The sequence below is a fragment of the Streptomyces sp. NPDC030021 genome, assembly GCF_055574035.1.
Map to the genome: position 1 here is coordinate 38,101 of NZ_JBVIAH010000031.1, position 15,059 is coordinate 53,159.

The window sequence follows — 15,059 nt, forward strand, 5'->3', positions numbered from 1 at the left end:
ATCAAGCGTCCCAGAGGGTGCCGAAGGCCAGGAGTTCGTCCCGGTACTCGATGCGGCCCTCCCATTCGCGGGGCCAGACGTCCGCGCCGAGGTGGGCTCCGGCGAAGGCGCCCGCGAGGCAGGCGAGGGAGTCGGAGTCGCCGCGCGTGCAGGCGGCCCGGCGCAGCGCGGTCAGCGGCTCGTCGGGGAAGAGCAGGAAGCAGTGCAGGGCGGTGGCCAGGGCCTCCTCGGCTATCCAGCCCTCGCCCGTGGTCAGGCAGGGGTCGGTCTCCGGGGAGGGGGACCGCAGGGCGGCCGCGAGCCGGTCGAGGACCGCCAGGCACTCGTCCCAGCCCCGCGCGATGAAGGACTCCGGGGAGGCGTCGGACGCGGTCCGCATCCACAGGTCGCCCAGCCAGCGCTCGTGGTAGCGGGTGCGGTTCTCCAGGGCGTAGGAGCGCAGCCGTCCGACGAGCCCGGTCACCTCGGTGCCCCCAGCCAGCAGGTACACCGCCCGCGCGGTCAGGTCGGAGGCGGCGAGCGCCGTCGGGTGTCCGTGGGTGAGGGCCGACTGGAGCTGTGCGGCGCCGGCCCGCTCCTCCTCGGTCCAGTCCGGCACCAGCCCGACCGGGACCACCCGCATGTTGGCGCCGCAGCCCTTGGAGCCGATCTGGCTGGCGTCGCGCCAGTCCCGGTCCGGGGTGTCGAGCAGCCGGCAGGCCGTCATACAGGTGCGGCCCGGGGCCCGGTTGTTCTCCGGGGAGTGGTACCAGTCGACGAACTCCTCGCGGACCGGCCGGGTCAGGCGCAGCGGGCCGACCGGGCCGCGCTCGGCCGCCGTACGCATGCCGCGGGCCAGGGCGAGGGTCATCTGGGTGTCGTCCGTGACGATCGCCGGGCGCGGCAGGCTCATCTCGCGCCAGGGGCCCGTCTTGGCCAGGATCGAGGGCACGTCGTTGAACTCGGTCGGGAAGCCGAGGGCATCGCCCAGGGCCAGGCCGATCAGGGCGCCCGTCGCGGCTCGCTTGGTCATCGGGGGGATCCTTCCGGTCGCAGCAGGGGAGGGTGGAGGGTGGTCGCCGGACCGGGCCGGTAGAGGGCGGCCGGTTTGCCGCGGCCGCCGGTGAGCCGGGCGGCGCCCGGTACGGCCTCGACGAATCCCGGCGTCGCCAGGACCTTGCGGCGGAAGTTGGGGCGGTCGAGGGTGGTGTTCCAGACGGTCTCGTAGACGGACTGCAGCTCGCCGAGGGTGAACTCGGGCGGGCAGAAGCCGGTGGCCAGGCAGGTGTACTCCAGCTTGGCGCCGATCCGCTCGCGTGCGTCCGCAAGGATCACCGCGTGGTCGAAGGCGAGTTCCGAGACCTCGTCCAGCGCGGTCCAGCGCGCGTGCGCCGCGTCCCCGCCGCCCTCGGCCGCCGGCTCCGGCAGGTCGGGGACGAGGGCGGTGAAGGCCACCGAGACCACCCGCATCCGGGGGTCGCGGTCCGGTTCGCTGTAGGTGCGCAGCTGCTCCAGGTGGAGCGCGGCCACGAGCCGGTCCGGCAGGCCGGTCTCCTCGGCCAGTTCGCGCCGGGCGGCGGTCTCGGCGGACTCCCGCGGCAGTACGAACCCGCCGGGCAGCGCCCAGGACCCGGCGTACGGTTCCTGGCCGCGCCGGATCAGCAGGACGTGCAGGGCGCCGCCGCGCACGGTGAAGACGGCCAGGTCGACGGTCACCGCGAACGGCTCGAAGGCGTACGGGTCATAGCCGGCGGTCATCGGTGCTCCGGAAGGGGGTCGGTGAAGTGCCAGCCCTCGGCCAGCAGTCCGTCCACGGCCCGGACGGCCGCCTCCAGCCGGGCCGCCCGGTCCCCGCGCACGACGAGGAAACGTCTCCCGGTGCGCTCCAGTTCTGCCCGGAACCGCTCGGTCATCCAGGGCCGCAGCTGTGGCCCGTCCCGCAGTCCGTCGTCCTCGAAGGGCACGTCGGCGTGGTCGGTGAGCAGGTACAGGTCACGCCGGGTGACGTCGGCGATCCGCTCGACCTCCGCGTTCCGGCCGCCCATGTACCGCTCGTGCCAGATGGCGGTCGCGAAGGAGTCGGTGTCGCAGAACAGCACCGGGGAGCCGAGCCGGGCCGCGTGCTCCTCGTCCGCGTCCTGGCGGCGCGCGATGACCGGGAACTCCTGCGAGGTGAAGGACACGTCCGTCCAGGAGGCCGCCGGGTCGGCGGCGCGGGCCGCCGCCAGCTTCTCCTCGCTGTACCGGCGCCCGTACTCGGCGACCCAGCCCGTCTTGGCCCAGACGCCGCCGCGCCGCCGGTAGTGGTCCGCCAGGGCCCGCGAGAGCGTGGTGGTCCCGGTGGACTCCGCGCCGAGGACGACGACCCGCCGGGTCAGGGCGGCGCGGACGGCCGGCCCGAGGAACTCCCAGGAGCCGGCCGGGTCCTTGCGTACCGCCGTACCGGACACCGGGAACAGCGTCCGTTCCCGGTCCACGAGGACCTCCTCGGCGCCGAAGCGCCGGGCGAGCTCGCTGCCGTACTCCTCGGAGGTGAACACGGCGTCCACCCGCCCGGGGACCGCGCCGCGGAAGACGGCCATGTGCGCCTCCCAGATCTCCGGGTCGTGCAGGTCGACCGGGATGTCGTCGACCGCGCCGACGACCTCGGCCCCGGGGTGCGCCTCGCGCATCCAGGCGACCCGGTCGGCGAGCGGGACCGACTCGACGGAGGCCGCGCACACCAGCACGGTCAGCCGCTCGCACTGGTCCTGGGCGGTGCGTACGAGGTGGTGGTGCCCGGCGTGCGGCGGATAGAACTTGCCGAGGACCAGGCCGTGCCCGTGGCGCCTCATGCCGTCGCCTCCGCCGCCGTACGGGCGTCCCGCGCGGGCAGGGTGCGCCGCCAGCCGAGGAGTCCGACGACGCACAGGGCGAGGAAGCCCACGTAGAGCGCGGAGGTCAGGTAGAGCCCCTTGTGCGCGTAGAGCGGGATGTAGACGAGGTCGGCGGCGATCCACAGCCACCAGGACTCCACGAGCTTGCGGCACTGCCCGTACGTGGCGAGGAGCGAGAGCCCGGTGGTGGCCGCGTCCCAGAAGGGGACGGTGGAGTCGGTGGCCCGGCTCAGCAGCAGGGTGAGCGCGAGCACCCCCACCGCCCCCGCCGCGGCGAGCGCGGCCCATTCGGTGCGCGTGGTGCGGCGCACCGGCAGGGCCTCGGCGGATCCTGGTCCACCCCCGTGGGTCCAGGACCACCAGCCGTAGGCGGCGAGGGCGATGAAGACGATCTGGAGCCCGGCGTCGGCGTAGAGGCCTGCCTGGGCGAAGAGCACGATGAAGAAGACGTTGTTGGCGATCCCGATCGGCCAGTTGGCGACGTGCTGCCGGGCGACCAGCCAGACGCACAGGGCGCCGGTGGCGAAGCCCAGCACTTCGGTCCAGCTCATGGTCCAGCTCATGACGACCCCCTCGGACTGTTTAATGGTCAGATTGACTATAAACAGTGATCGGGGTCCCCGACAAGCAGAAAACCCGCGGCGCCCTGGGGCACCGCGGGTTTTCTGTGATCGGACCGGCCGCCTGCGCGGCGGCCGGCCTGCGTTCTAGAGACCGACCTCGCGCATCAGCATGCCGACCTCGGTGTTGGTCAGGCGGCGCAGCCAGCCCGACTTCTGGTCGCCCAGCTCGATCGGACCGAAGGAGGTCCGGACGAGCTTCTCGACCGGGAAGCCGGCCTCCGCCATCATGCGGCGGACGATGTGCTTGCGGCCCTCGTGGAGGGTGACCTCGACCAGGTAGTTCTTGCCGACCTGGTCGACGACGCGGAAGTGGTCGGCGCGGGCGTAGCCGTCCTCCAGCTCGATGCCGTCCTTGAGCCGCTTGCCGATCTCGCGCGGCAGCGGGCCGGTGATGGCCGCCACGTACGTCTTCTTCACGCCGTACTTCGGGTGCGTGAGGCGGTGGGCCAGCTCACCGTGGTTGGTGAGCAGGATGATGCCCTCGGTCTCGGTGTCGAGCCGGCCGACGTGGAAGAGACGGGTCTCACGGTTGGTGACGTAGTCGCCGAGGCACTGACGGCCGTCCGGGTCCTCCATGGTGGAGACGACACCGGCGGGCTTGTTCAGCGCGAAGAACAGGTACGACTGGGTGGCGACGGTCAAACCGTCCACCTTGATCTCGTCCTTCGGCAGGACGCGCTTGCCCTGCTCCAGCACGATCTCGCCGTTGACCTCAACGCGGGCCTGCTCGATGAGCTCCTCGCAGGCGCGGCGCGAACCCATGCCGGCGCGGGCGAGCACCTTCTGCAGACGCTCACCCTCCTCCTCGGCACCCGGGAAGGTCTTCGGGGTCTTGACCACGGGCTTGTCGGCGTACCGGTCGCGCACGCGCTCCTCGATCCGCGCGTCCAGCTCGCGCGGGCGGGACTGGCCGCTGCGGCTGCCGGGGCCGCTGCGCGGGCCGCCGGCGCCGCCGATGCCGGGGGTCTTGGAGGTCCGGGGACCGCCCTTGGCGCCACCGCGCGCCGCGGCGCCGCGGGCACCGCCGCCGCCCGCCTTGGGGCCGCTGCGTCCGCTGCGCTCGCCCTCGGGGCCTACGTCGTAGCGGCGCTCCTCGGGACGCGGGTTGCGGATGCGGGGGGCCGGCTGGTCGCGGTCGCGCGAGTCGGAGCCGCCGCCCTGGTAGCCGCCACCGCCCTGGTAGCCGCCGCCCGAGCTGCCGCCGCGGGAGCCGCCGCCCTGGGAGCCGCCGCCCTGGTAGCCGCCGCGGGAGCCGCCGGAGCTGCCTCCACGGGAGCCGCCGCCGGAGCCGCCGGAGCTGCCACCCCGGTAACCGCCGCCGGAGCTGCCGCCGCGGGAGCCGCCGGAGCCGCTGCCACCGCCGGAGCCGCTCCCGCGGTAGCCACCGCCGCCGCTGGAGGAGCCGCCGCGGGAGTTACCGCGCCCGCCGCCACCGCCGCCGCCGCCGCTGTTCCTGTTGCCGCCACCGTTGCCGTTGCCGCTGCTTCGCATCAAAGTTCCGTCGTCTTGTCGTCGTCTGCATCTGTGTCCGGTGCGTCCGGATCGAACGACGGAACACCTTCCTGCGTCTCGGCTTCGATCGCCTCCGCCTCGGGGAGGAAGGGCGCGAGCTCCGGGAGCTCGTCAAGGCCGCGCAGGCCCATCCGCTCCAAAAAGTGGTTCGTCGTCCTGTACAGGATCGCACCTGTTTCGGGTTCCGTCCCCGCCTCCTCCACCAGACCCCGCTGGAGGAGGGTCCGCATGACCCCGTCGCAGTTGACTCCGCGGACCGCCGAGACCCGCGACCGGCTGACCGGCTGGCGGTACGCGACGACCGCCAGGGTCTCCAGGGCCGCCTGGGTGAGCCGGGCCTGCTGGCCGTCCAGTACGAAGCCCTCCACGGCCGGCGCGTACGCGGCCCGGGTGTAGAACCGCCAGCCGCCGGCGACCAGCCGCAGCTCGAAGCCCCGGCGCGCGGCCGTGTACTCGTCGGCGAGCTCCCGCAGCGCCTGCCCGACCTCGCGCGGGGTGCGCTCCAGCACCTTGGCCAGGTGCGCCTCGGTGGCCGGCTCGTCCACGACCATGAGTACGGCCTCCAGGGCCGGCTTCAGCTCCAGCGCGGCCACCGCGCTCACGTCGCCGTTCAATCCTTCGCCTCCACGATCTGGTCGAACTCGTCGGTCACGGTCGGCATGCCGTCGCCGTCCCCGCCGCTCCAGCGCACGGTGAGGATCTGCAGGGCCTCTTCCTGGTCGAGGACGACCGCCTTCTCCCGGTAGAGCTCCAGCAGGGCCAGGAAGCGCGCGACGACGGTGAGGGTGTCCACCGCGTCCTCGGTGAGCTCCTGGAAGGTGGCCTCCCCGCGCGCCTTCAGCATCCGCACCACCAGACCGGCCTGCTCGCGCACGCTGACCAGGGGGGCGTGGATGTGGTCCACGTACACCTGGGGCTTGGCCTTGGGCTGCATGGCCTTCACGGCGAGCCGGGCGAACCCCTCCGGCCCGATGCTGATGACGACCTCGGGCAGCAGGTCCGCGTGGTGCGGCTCCAGCCCGACCGTCCGCGGGTACCGCCTGCCCTCGGCCTCCGCGCGCCGCTCGAAGATCTCGGCGATCTGCTTGTACGCGCGGTACTGGAGCAGGCGCGCGAAGAGCAGGTCCCGGGCCTCCAGCAGGGCCAGGTCCGCCTCGTCCTCGACCTCGGCGACCGGCAGCAGCCGGGCGGCCTTCAGGTCGAGGAGGGTGGCGGCGACGACGAGGAACTCGGTGGTCTGGTCGAGGTCCCAGTCGGGCCCCATGGCGCGGATGTGCGCCATGAACTCGTCGGTGACCTTGGACAGCGCGACCTCGGTGACGTCGAGCTTGTGCCGGGAGATCAGCTGGAGCAGCAGGTCGAAGGGGCCCTCGAAGTTGGCGAGCCGCAGGGTGAACCGCCCGTCGCCGCCCGCGGGGGGCGCGGTCGGCGGGCGTACGGCCGCCCCGGCCTCCGGGTCCGGGTGGGACTCAGGGGGCTGCTGCTGCCCGTCTGCGGGCCCGGGGGAACGTTCCGGCCGGGTACCGCCCGCCGTCGGCGCGGGGCGCGCAGCGGGCGCCTCAGGGGCCTCTGGGCCCGCTCCCCCGTCGCGCGCGTCCGGTTGCCGGGCCGCGTCGGGAGCGCCGGGGCCACGCCCCAGGACGCGCCGGGTCGGTCGGCCGGATTCGGCGGGGAAGGGCATCGCGGTCCAGGAGGTGCATCGGGGCGGCGTGGAGGGCCGGGCGCCGTGGCCGCGGCCACCAGCAGCCTACGGGCTCCCCCGCGCTCCCCGGTGGACCACCGCCCGGCACGGCGCCTCACCGCCGGACCGGCGCTCCCCGCCCGTACGGAGCCCCGTGCGGGCGGCTCCCCGCGACGGGGCGGAGTTCCGGGGGACCGGGCCGCAGATCGCCCGGAGGCCCGGCCGCCGGGCGGACGGCCGCCGGGTCCCGGCTCCGGGCTCCGGGCTCCGGGAAAGCGCACCGCGGGCCGAGCAGCAGCGACGCGCCGGCGGCCCGGACGGGCTGGGGCGCCGGGAGAGCGGGCCCGCAGGGCGGTCAGCGGCCGCGCAGGCGCCGTACGAGGATGCTCGCGTCGCCGCGGGATTCCAGATCGGCCAGGACGACCGCGACCGCCTCGCGGACGATGCGGCCCCGGTCCACCGCCAGTCCGTGCTCCCCGCGCAGCACCAGCCGCGCGTGTTCCAGGTCCATGAGCTCCTCGGCGGAGACGTAGACCGTGATCTTCTCGTCGTGGCGCTCACGGCCGCTGGGGCGCCGGTTCGCACCCCGGCCCTGCCCCTTGCCCCGGCGGCCCGCGCCGGCCGGGGCGGACCCCACGACGCCGGCCGGTCCGGCAGAACCTTCCTGCGGCCGCCTGGGCTGCCCCACGACGGGCCCGCCGGAGTCCGCGGCCTCCCGGCCGCGGCCCTCACCCGCCGCGCCCTCGGCCGAAGTGGCCGAGTGTTCCGCGGCGGGCGTCTCCTCGACCCCGCGCCGCGGTGAGGACGACTGGAGCGCCATCCCCCCGGTCGTACGGAACAGTTCGTCGGCTCCGGGCAGACTCACTCGGCGTGACACCGGGCGAGCACCTCCCTGGCCAGCTGGCGGTAGGCGGCGGCGCCGACGGAGTTGGACGCGTACGTCGTGATCGGCTCACCGGCGACCGTGGTCTCCGGGAAGCGCACCGTGCGGCCGATGACCGTGTGGTAGACGTGGTCGTCGAAGGCCTCGACGACGCGCGCCAGCACCTCACGGCTGTGCACCGTACGGGAGTCGTACATCGTGGCGAGGATGCCGTCGAGCTCCAGCTCGGGGTTGAGCCGCTCCTGCACCTTCTCGATGGTCTCGGTCAGCAGCGCCACGCCGCGCAGCGCGAAGAACTCGCACTCCAGCGGGACGATGACCTTGTGAGCCGCCGTCAGGGCGTTCACGGTCAGCAGACCGAGCGAGGGCTGACAGTCGATCACGATGTAGTCGTAGTCGGGCAGCAGGGGCTTCAGGGCCCGCTGCAGGGTGGACTCGCGCGCCACCTCACTGACCAACTGCACCTCGGCGGCGGACAGGTCGATGTTGCTCGGCAGCAGGTCCATGTTGGGGACCGCCGTCTTGAGCAGCACCTCGTCGGCCGACATGCCCCGCTCCATGAGCAGGTTGTAGACCGTCAGGTCGAGTTCCATCGGGTTCACGCCGAGACCCACGGACAGCGCGCCCTGCGGGTCGAAGTCGACGAGCAGCACGCGGCGCCCGTACTCGGCGAGCGCGGCACCCAGGTTGATGGTCGACGTGGTCTTGCCCACGCCGCCCTTCTGGTTGCACATCGCGATGATCTTCGCCGGACCGTGGTCGGTCAGCGGACCCGGGATCGGGAAGTACGGAAGCGGGCGTCCGGTCGGGCCGATCCGCTCACGGCGCTGACGGGCAGCGTCGGGGGCGAGAGTGGCCGCGTACTCGGGGTCCGGTTCGTACTCCGCGTCGGGGTCGTAGAAGTGCCCCTCGGGCACATTGTCGTAGTCGGCGAAACCCACGGGCTTTTCGCCGCTCAGGTCGCCGGCCCTGGAGTTCACGTCTAGGCCGTCCATGCTCTTTTGGGGCGTCGTCATGTGCTGGTGGTTTGCGAAGGTGCGTACTGCGACGGAGCCGACAGCTTCGAGCCCGGTAGGGCCCTGGCCCCGCTCAGGCATCCCTGCTCGACCACCCCCAGGAGCAAATGTCGACTCATTCACAAGTCGTCTTACCTCCTCGGACGTGACCAGGACACTTATCGATAGGTCAGCGTGGCACCATGCCGACGGTTGGCGACTCTATGGCGTGTCACCGCCCAGCGGCAACACAATCCGCCGGACCCGGCACGATGTGTCGGCAACCGAACACCACTCTGTCAAGGGCGCACGAGCTGTCGCTGCGAAGTTTCGCGGGTGCGCGAAAGGGTTAAAGGGTTACGTTCGAGGCGAGTTGAGCGGGGTCCCGGGGCAGCCCGCAAACACGCCCGGCCGGACCTTGCGGGCAAGGTCCGGCCGGATACGTGAGATTGACGTCAGTCGTTGACGTGTCAGCCGAGCAGCGTGCCCAGCTCAAGGGTCTCAAGGCCGTGGGCCTCGGCGACGGGGCCGTAAACGACCTGGCCGTCATGGGTGTTGAGGCCCAGCGCGAGCGCGGCGTCACGACGCAGCGCCTCGACCCAGCCGAGGTTGGCGAGCTGCACGATGTAGGGCAGCGTCGCGTTCGTCAGCGCGTAGGTGGAGGTGTTCGGAACCGCGCCCGGCATGTTGGCGACGCAGTAGAAGACCGAGTTGTGGACCGTGAAGGTCGGCTCGGCGTGAGTGGTCGGACGGGAGTCCTCGAAGCAGCCGCCCTGGTCGATCGCGATGTCGACAAGGACACTTCCGGGCTTCATCTTGGCGACGAGCTCGTTGGTGACCAGCTTCGGGGCCTTCGCACCCGGGATCAGCACCGCGCCGATGACGAGGTCGGCCTCGACGACGGCCTTCTCCAGCTCGAAGGCGTTGGAGACGATCGTCTTGATCTTCGTGCCGAAGATCTTGTCGGCCTCGCGGAGCTTGTTGATGTCGCGGTCGAGCAGGGTCACGTGGAAGCCCATGCCGATGGCGATCTGCGCGGCGTTCCAGCCGGAGACGCCGCCGCCGATGACGACGCACTCGCCGGCGTGGGTGCCGGGGACACCGCCCGGGAGGACGCCACGGCCGCCGGCCGAGCGCATCAGGTGGTAGGCGCCGACCTGCGGGGCCAGGCGGCCCGCGACCTCGGACATCGGGGCGAGCAGCGGAAGCGCGCGGTTGGCGAGCTCGACCGTCTCGTAGGCGATGGCGGTGGTGCCGGACTCCAGCAGGGCGTCCGTGCACTCGCGGGAGGCCGCGAGGTGCAGGTAGGTGAAGAGCGTCTGGTCCTTGCGGAGGCGGTGGTACTCCTCCGCGATGGGCTCCTTGACCTTGAGCAGCAGGTCGGCGGTGGCCCAGACCTCGTCCGCGGTACCGAGGATCTCGGCGCCGGCCGAGACGTACTCGGCGTCCGTGATCGAGGAACCCACACCGGCGTTCTGCTCGATGAAGACCTGGTGGCCGTTGCGGACCAGCTCATGCACGCCGGCGGGCGTGATGGCGACCCGGAACTCGTTGTTCTTGACCTCGCGGGGGATGCCGACCTTCATCGTCGATCACGGTCCTTGGCTCAGGGGGATTTACGGGGCACTTCCATACATACCCGCCCACAAGAACGCGCAACGGGATGCACCACGGGAAGCCGCGGTGAACCCAGTCTAATGAAGGACGACGCGCTGTCTAGCCTTGCAAAGCAATAATCTCAGTCGGAAGCACTACGGATTTCGCAGGCTGCGGGGTCATCTCCCAGCAATCTGTCGGCTGCGGAGCGGTGCAGCCTGGCAGCTGCGGGGTCCCCCAGTCTGTCCAGCGTGTCGGCCAGCCGGACCTGCAGTGCGGCCTGAAGTCGCTGGTCGCCGGCCCTGCGGGCCAGCTCCACCGCCTCGCGGCAGGTGTGCAGCGATTCCTCGGGCCGGCCGGCGTACTCCTGGACCCGCGCCATCTCGCTCAACGCCTTTGCCTGACCGGGGACATCGGCCAGCTTCCGGTAGCCCGCGGCGGCCGCCCGCCAGCTGCGCAGCGCGTCCCCGTACCGCCCCGCGTAGGTGTGGACGTTCCCGAGCCGCCCGTACAGCCGGGCCTCGTCCGCGCGCTCGCCCCGTGCGAGGGCCTGGGAGAGCGCCCGGCCGAACCAGTCGGAGGCCCGGTGCCAGTCCGCCAGCTCCTGGTAGGCGCCGCCTACGGATTCCATCGCGCGGCCCGTCGCGTACGGATCGTTCGCCGCCCGTCCGGCGTCCAGCGCGGCCCGGTAGCGCTCCAGGGCGTCCTGGGTCCGGCCGGTCTCGGCGTCCAGGTCGGCCAGGTTCAGCAGCGCTGCGGCCTGCTCCCGGCGCAGGTTGCGCCGCTCGGCCACGTCCAGGACCAGGCGGTGCAGCCCGTACAGCTCGGGCGCGGCCCCGGCCGTCCCCCGGTGGTCCGCCAGTGCCCGTACGAGGGCCGCGACCAGCCGGCGGGCCAGGGTGTCCAGCTCCCCGTCGGCCACGGCCAGGGAGGCGGCCGCGGTGAGCGCGGGCAGCCGGGTGTCCAGCCAGGTGGCGGCGGCCCGCCGGTCGGGGAACCGCAGGGCGCGCGGCAGGCCGTCCAGCAGCTCGCGGAGGCCGTCGTCGACGGCTGCGTCCACCCCGGGCTCCCCCGCCTCGGCCATGGCCCGGCAGGAGTGCAGCAGCCGTACGGTGCGCTCCAGCATCCGGGCCCGGGCCAGCTGGACCTCGGCGGGGCGCTCCTTGGCCTCCAGGAGGGCCTGGAGCAGCGGCGCGAGGCAGCCGGGCAGCAGGAAGAGGCCGTCGCGGGAGGGGCGGACGAGGCCCAGCCCGGCGAAGTCGTCCAGGGTGGACTGGGCGGCGGCCACGGAGCAGCCGGCCAGGGCGGAGGCGGTGTGCGAGTCGACGATGCCGGCCGGGGCGAGCGGCAGCAGCCGCAGGGTCCGCTGGGCGGGCTGCGGCAGGGACTCGTAGACGAGCCGGAAGCCGCGGGCGAGCGGGCCGCCGGTGGTGGCGGGCATGTCGTGGAGCTGCTTGGCCACGTCGGCGACGGAGGCCTTGGGGTGGGCGGCGAGCCACCCGCCGACGAGGACGAGCGCGGCGGGCTGGCCCCCGCACTCCTCGGCGAGGGCCTCGGCGGCCCGGGGGTCGGCGGTGACCCGGGTGTCGCCGATGCGCTGGGCGAGCAGCTCCACGGCGGAAGGGGTGTCGAGCCCGCCGAGGGTGCAGGGCCGGACGTCGGGGATCCCGGTGAGCGGCCCCTCGGCGGTGACCACGACGAGGCACTCGGGGGTGTCCGGCAGCAGGGCGTCCACCTGCTCGGGGTCGGCGGCGTCGTCGACCAGGATGATGACCCGGCGGCCTTCGAGGGCGGTGCGCAGGGCGGAGCTCAGCTCGTCCTCACCGGCCCCCGGCGGGGTGGGCCGCCCCAGTCCCTCCAGCAGGCTCCGGACGGCCCGCTCGGTGGCCACGGTCTCCCCGCCGGGGGCGGTGAGCCGGGTGCGGACGACTCCGTCGGGGTACTCCTCGGCGACCTCGTGCACGAAGGCCTCGGCGAGGGCCGTGCGCCCGGAGCCGGGCCGCCCGGCGACGAGCAGCACCCGGGCCCGGGGCGCCTTGGCCTTGCGGCCGGAGAGGGTGTCGAGCCCGGTTCGCGCGATGTCCTCGCGCAGCTCCTTGAGCTCACGCCGCCGCCCGACGAAATCCGCCACGGATCCGCTCCTCTCCCTGCCACCGGATTGCGAGCGTAGTTCACGCAGAGCGACGACCCGGGTGGAGCGCGGCGGGCAAATCCCCCAATCGGATCAGCAGATGGACCTATTTTTCACGCCCCGCTCGCGCGGCGCGCTCGGCCGGCGCCCCGCGGACACCTCCAGGGGGTGTCTTGTCGATCAGGCCGGATCAGTGAGCGGGGTCTGGTGCATCGCAAGGCGGACGAGGGAGGCGACGCGGAGCGTCGCCGACCGAGGACAACGCGGCGAGGTGCGGCACCAGACCCCGCGAACCCGGCCTGATCGCCAAGACCCCCGCTAAGCCTCGTAAGGGCGGGCCGGCCAGGGGGCGAGGGCCGGGCGCAGGGCATCGATGCCGCCCTCGGAGGCGAGGGCCGCCGCGAGGGCCAGTACCCCGGTCACCAGCCCCGGGTTGTGCAGCTCACCCGCCAGCACTCCGTGGACCAGGTCCGCGAGCGGGACCCGGGCGATCTCCATGTCCGCCTCCTCCTCGGAGACCGCGTACCGCTCCCCCTCGGCCTCCGCCAGATCCCGCGCGAGGAAGATCCGGACGGCCTCGTCGGATCCGCCGGGCGAGGTGAAGAAGTCGGCCAGCACCCGCCACTCGCCCGCCTTGGCGTGCGCCTCCTCGTACAGCTCCCGCTGGGCCGCGTGCAGCGGGTTCTCGCCGGGTACGTCCAGCAGTCCGGCCGGGAGCTCCCACAGCCGGTGCCGCACCGGGTGGCGGAACTGCTTGAGGACCAGCACCCGCTGCTCCTCGTCGAGGGCGAGGACGCACACCGAGCCCGGGTGCACCTGGTAGTCGCGGCGCACCACCGAGGAGTCCGGCATCCGCACCTGGTCCGACTTCACGGCCGTCTTCGCGCCCTCGAACGGGGTCCGGGAGGCGACGACCTCCCACGACTCCGGTGTGTCCACGATGTCGTTGCCCATGGCCATGGCCGATACCTTCCCCGAGAACGCGACAGCCGGGACACGATCCGTGCCCCGGCTGCCTACGTTATGCGGTCAGGCTCTCACTTCGCGGACTGCTGCCGCTCCACGGCCGCCTTCACCAGGCCGGCGAAGAGCGGGTGCGGGCGCGTCGGGCGCGAGCGCAGCTCCGGGTGGGCCTGGGTGGCCACCAGGTAGGGGTGCACCTCGCGCGGGTACTCGACGTACTCGACGAGCTTGTTGTCCGGGGAGGTGCCGGAGAAGACGAGGCCCGCCTTCTTCTCCAGCTCGCCGCGGTAGGCGTTGTTGACCTCGTAGCGGTGCCGGTGGCGCTCGTCCACGTACGCCTGGTCGCCGTAGACCTCGCGCACGATGGAGCCCTCGGCGAGCTTGGCCGGGTACATGCCCAGGCGCATGGTGCCGCCCAGGTCGCCCGCGCCCTCGACGAAGGCCAGCTGCTCCTCCATGGTCGAGATGACCGGGTGCGGGGTGGAGGCGTCGAACTCGGTGGAGTTGGCGTCCTCGATGCCCGCGAGGTTGCGCGCGGCCTCGATGACCACGCACTGCAGACCCAGGCACAGGCCGAGCAGCGGGATCTTGTTCTCGCGGGCGTAGGTGATCGCGCCGACCTTGCCGTTGACGCCGCGGTCGCCGAAGCCGCCGGGCACGCAGATCGCGTCCACGTCGCCGAGCACCGCCGCGGCACCCGCCGGGGTCTTGCAGTCGTCGGAGGTGACCCACTTGATCTGGACCCGGGCCTTGTTGGCGAAACCGCCGGCGCGCAGCGCCTCGGTCACCGACAGGTAGGCGTCGGGCAGGTCGATGTACTTGCCGACGAGCGCGACCTTGACCTCGTGGTCGGGGTTGTGGACCCGGTCGAGCAGGTCCTCCCACACCGTCCAGTCGACGTCGCGGAACGGCAGGTCGAGCTTGCGCACGACGTACGCGTCCAGGCCCTCGGTGTGCAGCACCTTCGGGATGTCGTAGATCGACTTGGCGTCGATCGCCGCGACCACGGCCGCCTCGTCCACGTCGCACATCAGCGAGATCTTGCGCTTGATGGAGGTGGGGACGTCACGGTCGGCGCGCAGCACGATGGCGTCGGGCTGGATGCCGATGTTGCGCAGGGCCGCGACCGAGTGCTGGGTCGGCTTGGTCTTGAGCTCACCGGAGGGGCCGATGTAGGGGAGCAGCGAGATGTGCACGACGAAGACGTTGTCGCGGCCGACCTCGTGGCGGACCTGGCGGACGGTCTCCAGGAACGGCAGCGACTCGATGTCGCCGACGGTGCCGCCGACCTCGGTGATGACGACGTCGACGTCCTCGGTCGCCATGCGGCGGATGCGGTGCTTGATCTCGTTGGTGATGTGCGGGATGACCTGCACGGTGTCACCGAGGTACTCGCCGCGGCGCTCCTTGGCGATGACCGTGTTGTAGACCTGGCCGGTGGTGACGTTGGCCGAGCCGTCGAGGTCGACGTCGAGGAAGCGCTCGTAGTGGCCGATGTCCAGGTCGGTCTCGGCGCCGTCGTTGGTGACGAACACCTCGCCGTGCTGGAACGGGTTCATCGTGCCGGGGTCGACGTTCAGGTACGGGTCGAGCTTCTGCATCGTGACCCGCAGACCGCGCGCCTTCAGCAGCGCACCCAGGCTGGAGGCCGTCAGGCCCTTGCCGAGGGAGGAAGCGACACCCCCGGTGACGAAGATGTGCTTGGTCGTCATGGATTTGGGCGGCATCGCCAAGAGGGGGCTCCCGTGGTCGCGAGGTGAGGTGCGTCCGGCGCCGGCCACCCTCGATCCGGAAGGGTCTCAGGGGGCGCCGAAGCTGCG

General features: G+C 72.6%; 13 protein-coding genes. All 13 read right to left on the reverse strand.

The genetic code is table 11. The annotated features are described in order from the left end of the window. Position 1 precedes the first annotated feature (1 nt). Complete coding sequence (locus ACZ4YL_RS38160) at positions 2 to 1,012, reverse strand: ADP-ribosylglycohydrolase family protein (protein WP_468122859.1); 1,011 nt, start codon at positions 1,010 to 1,012, stop codon at positions 2 to 4. Then, a complete protein-coding gene (locus tag ACZ4YL_RS38165) occupies positions 1,009 to 1,737 on the reverse strand; it encodes an NUDIX hydrolase (protein ID WP_468122860.1) in 729 nt (242 codons plus the stop codon). Before ACZ4YL_RS38165 ends, ACZ4YL_RS38160 begins: the two co-directional genes overlap by 4 nt. Then, positions 1,734 to 2,813 carry an AAA family ATPase gene (locus ACZ4YL_RS38170; protein WP_468122861.1) on the reverse strand — a complete coding sequence of 360 codons (1,080 nt, stop codon included), beginning with the start codon at positions 2,811 to 2,813 and terminating at the stop codon, positions 1,734 to 1,736. Before ACZ4YL_RS38170 ends, ACZ4YL_RS38165 begins: the two co-directional genes overlap by 4 nt. Continuing rightward, complete coding sequence (pnuC, locus tag ACZ4YL_RS38175; protein ID WP_468122863.1) at positions 2,810 to 3,418, reverse strand: nicotinamide riboside transporter PnuC; 609 nt, start codon at positions 3,416 to 3,418, stop codon at positions 2,810 to 2,812. The genes ACZ4YL_RS38170 and pnuC overlap by 4 nt, the downstream gene beginning before the upstream one ends. Positions 3,419 to 3,562: 144 nt before the next feature. Beyond that, entirely contained in the window at positions 3,563 to 4,969 is a 1,407-nt protein-coding gene (locus tag ACZ4YL_RS38180) for a pseudouridine synthase (protein WP_468122864.1), read from the reverse strand. Continuing rightward, positions 4,969 to 5,604, reverse strand: coding sequence for an SMC-Scp complex subunit ScpB (gene scpB / locus ACZ4YL_RS38185; RefSeq protein ID WP_301372043.1), 636 nt, complete (start codon positions 5,602 to 5,604; stop codon positions 4,969 to 4,971). Before scpB ends, ACZ4YL_RS38180 begins: the two co-directional genes overlap by 1 nt. Then, complete coding sequence (locus ACZ4YL_RS38190; RefSeq protein ID WP_468122865.1) at positions 5,601 to 6,671, reverse strand: segregation and condensation protein A; 1,071 nt, start codon at positions 6,669 to 6,671, stop codon at positions 5,601 to 5,603. The genes scpB and ACZ4YL_RS38190 overlap by 4 nt, the downstream gene beginning before the upstream one ends. A 355-nt stretch (positions 6,672 to 7,026) precedes the next feature. Next, positions 7,027 to 7,548: a hypothetical protein gene (locus ACZ4YL_RS38195; protein ID WP_468122866.1), complete on the reverse strand. Its 522-nt coding sequence runs from the start codon at positions 7,546 to 7,548 to the stop codon at positions 7,027 to 7,029. After that, complete coding sequence (locus tag ACZ4YL_RS38200; RefSeq protein ID WP_468122868.1) at positions 7,533 to 8,651, reverse strand: ParA family protein; 1,119 nt, start codon at positions 8,649 to 8,651, stop codon at positions 7,533 to 7,535. Before ACZ4YL_RS38200 ends, ACZ4YL_RS38195 begins: the two co-directional genes overlap by 16 nt. 368 nt (positions 8,652 to 9,019) lie before the next feature. Then, a complete protein-coding gene (ald, locus tag ACZ4YL_RS38205; protein WP_468122869.1) occupies positions 9,020 to 10,135 on the reverse strand; it encodes an alanine dehydrogenase in 1,116 nt (371 codons plus the stop codon). A gap of 152 nt (positions 10,136 to 10,287) precedes the next feature. Further along, positions 10,288 to 12,276, reverse strand: coding sequence for a tetratricopeptide repeat protein (locus tag ACZ4YL_RS38210; RefSeq protein ID WP_468122870.1), 1,989 nt, complete (start codon positions 12,274 to 12,276; stop codon positions 10,288 to 10,290). 318 nt (positions 12,277 to 12,594) lie between these two features. Next, the gene (locus ACZ4YL_RS38215) at positions 12,595 to 13,230 is read right to left on the reverse strand and encodes an NUDIX domain-containing protein (protein ID WP_468122887.1); all 636 of its coding nucleotides are present in this window, start codon (positions 13,228 to 13,230) and stop codon (positions 12,595 to 12,597) included. A gap of 83 nt (positions 13,231 to 13,313) precedes the next feature. Further along, on the reverse strand, positions 13,314 to 14,966 hold the full coding sequence (locus tag ACZ4YL_RS38220) for a CTP synthase (RefSeq protein ID WP_052875776.1): 1,653 nt from the start codon (positions 14,964 to 14,966) through the stop codon (positions 13,314 to 13,316). Positions 14,967 to 15,059: the final 93 nt, after the last annotated feature.

Excerpts from the sequence above, each read along its gene's own strand:
- ACZ4YL_RS38165 (WP_468122860.1), bottom strand. The coding sequence starts at position 1,737 with ATGACCGCCGGCTATGACCCGTACGCCTTCGAGCCGTTCGCGGTGACC.
- ACZ4YL_RS38220 (WP_052875776.1), bottom strand. The coding sequence starts at position 14,966 with ATGCCGCCCAAATCCATGACGACCAAGCACATCTTCGTCACCGGGGGT.
- ACZ4YL_RS38215 (WP_468122887.1), bottom strand. The coding sequence starts at position 13,230 with ATGGGCAACGACATCGTGGACACACCGGAGTCGTGGGAGGTCGTCGCC.
- ald (WP_468122869.1), bottom strand. The coding sequence starts at position 10,135 with ATGAAGGTCGGCATCCCCCGCGAGGTCAAGAACAACGAGTTCCGGGTC.
- ACZ4YL_RS38170 (WP_468122861.1), bottom strand. The coding sequence starts at position 2,813 with ATGAGGCGCCACGGGCACGGCCTGGTCCTCGGCAAGTTCTATCCGCCG.
- pnuC (WP_468122863.1), bottom strand. The coding sequence starts at position 3,418 with ATGAGCTGGACCATGAGCTGGACCGAAGTGCTGGGCTTCGCCACCGGC.
- ACZ4YL_RS38180 (WP_468122864.1), bottom strand. The coding sequence starts at position 4,969 with ATGCGAAGCAGCGGCAACGGCAACGGTGGCGGCAACAGGAACAGCGGC.
- ACZ4YL_RS38200 (WP_468122868.1), bottom strand. The coding sequence starts at position 8,651 with ATGCCTGAGCGGGGCCAGGGCCCTACCGGGCTCGAAGCTGTCGGCTCC.
- ACZ4YL_RS38190 (WP_468122865.1), bottom strand. The coding sequence starts at position 6,671 with ATGCCCTTCCCCGCCGAATCCGGCCGACCGACCCGGCGCGTCCTGGGG.
- ACZ4YL_RS38160 (WP_468122859.1), bottom strand. The coding sequence starts at position 1,012 with ATGACCAAGCGAGCCGCGACGGGCGCCCTGATCGGCCTGGCCCTGGGC.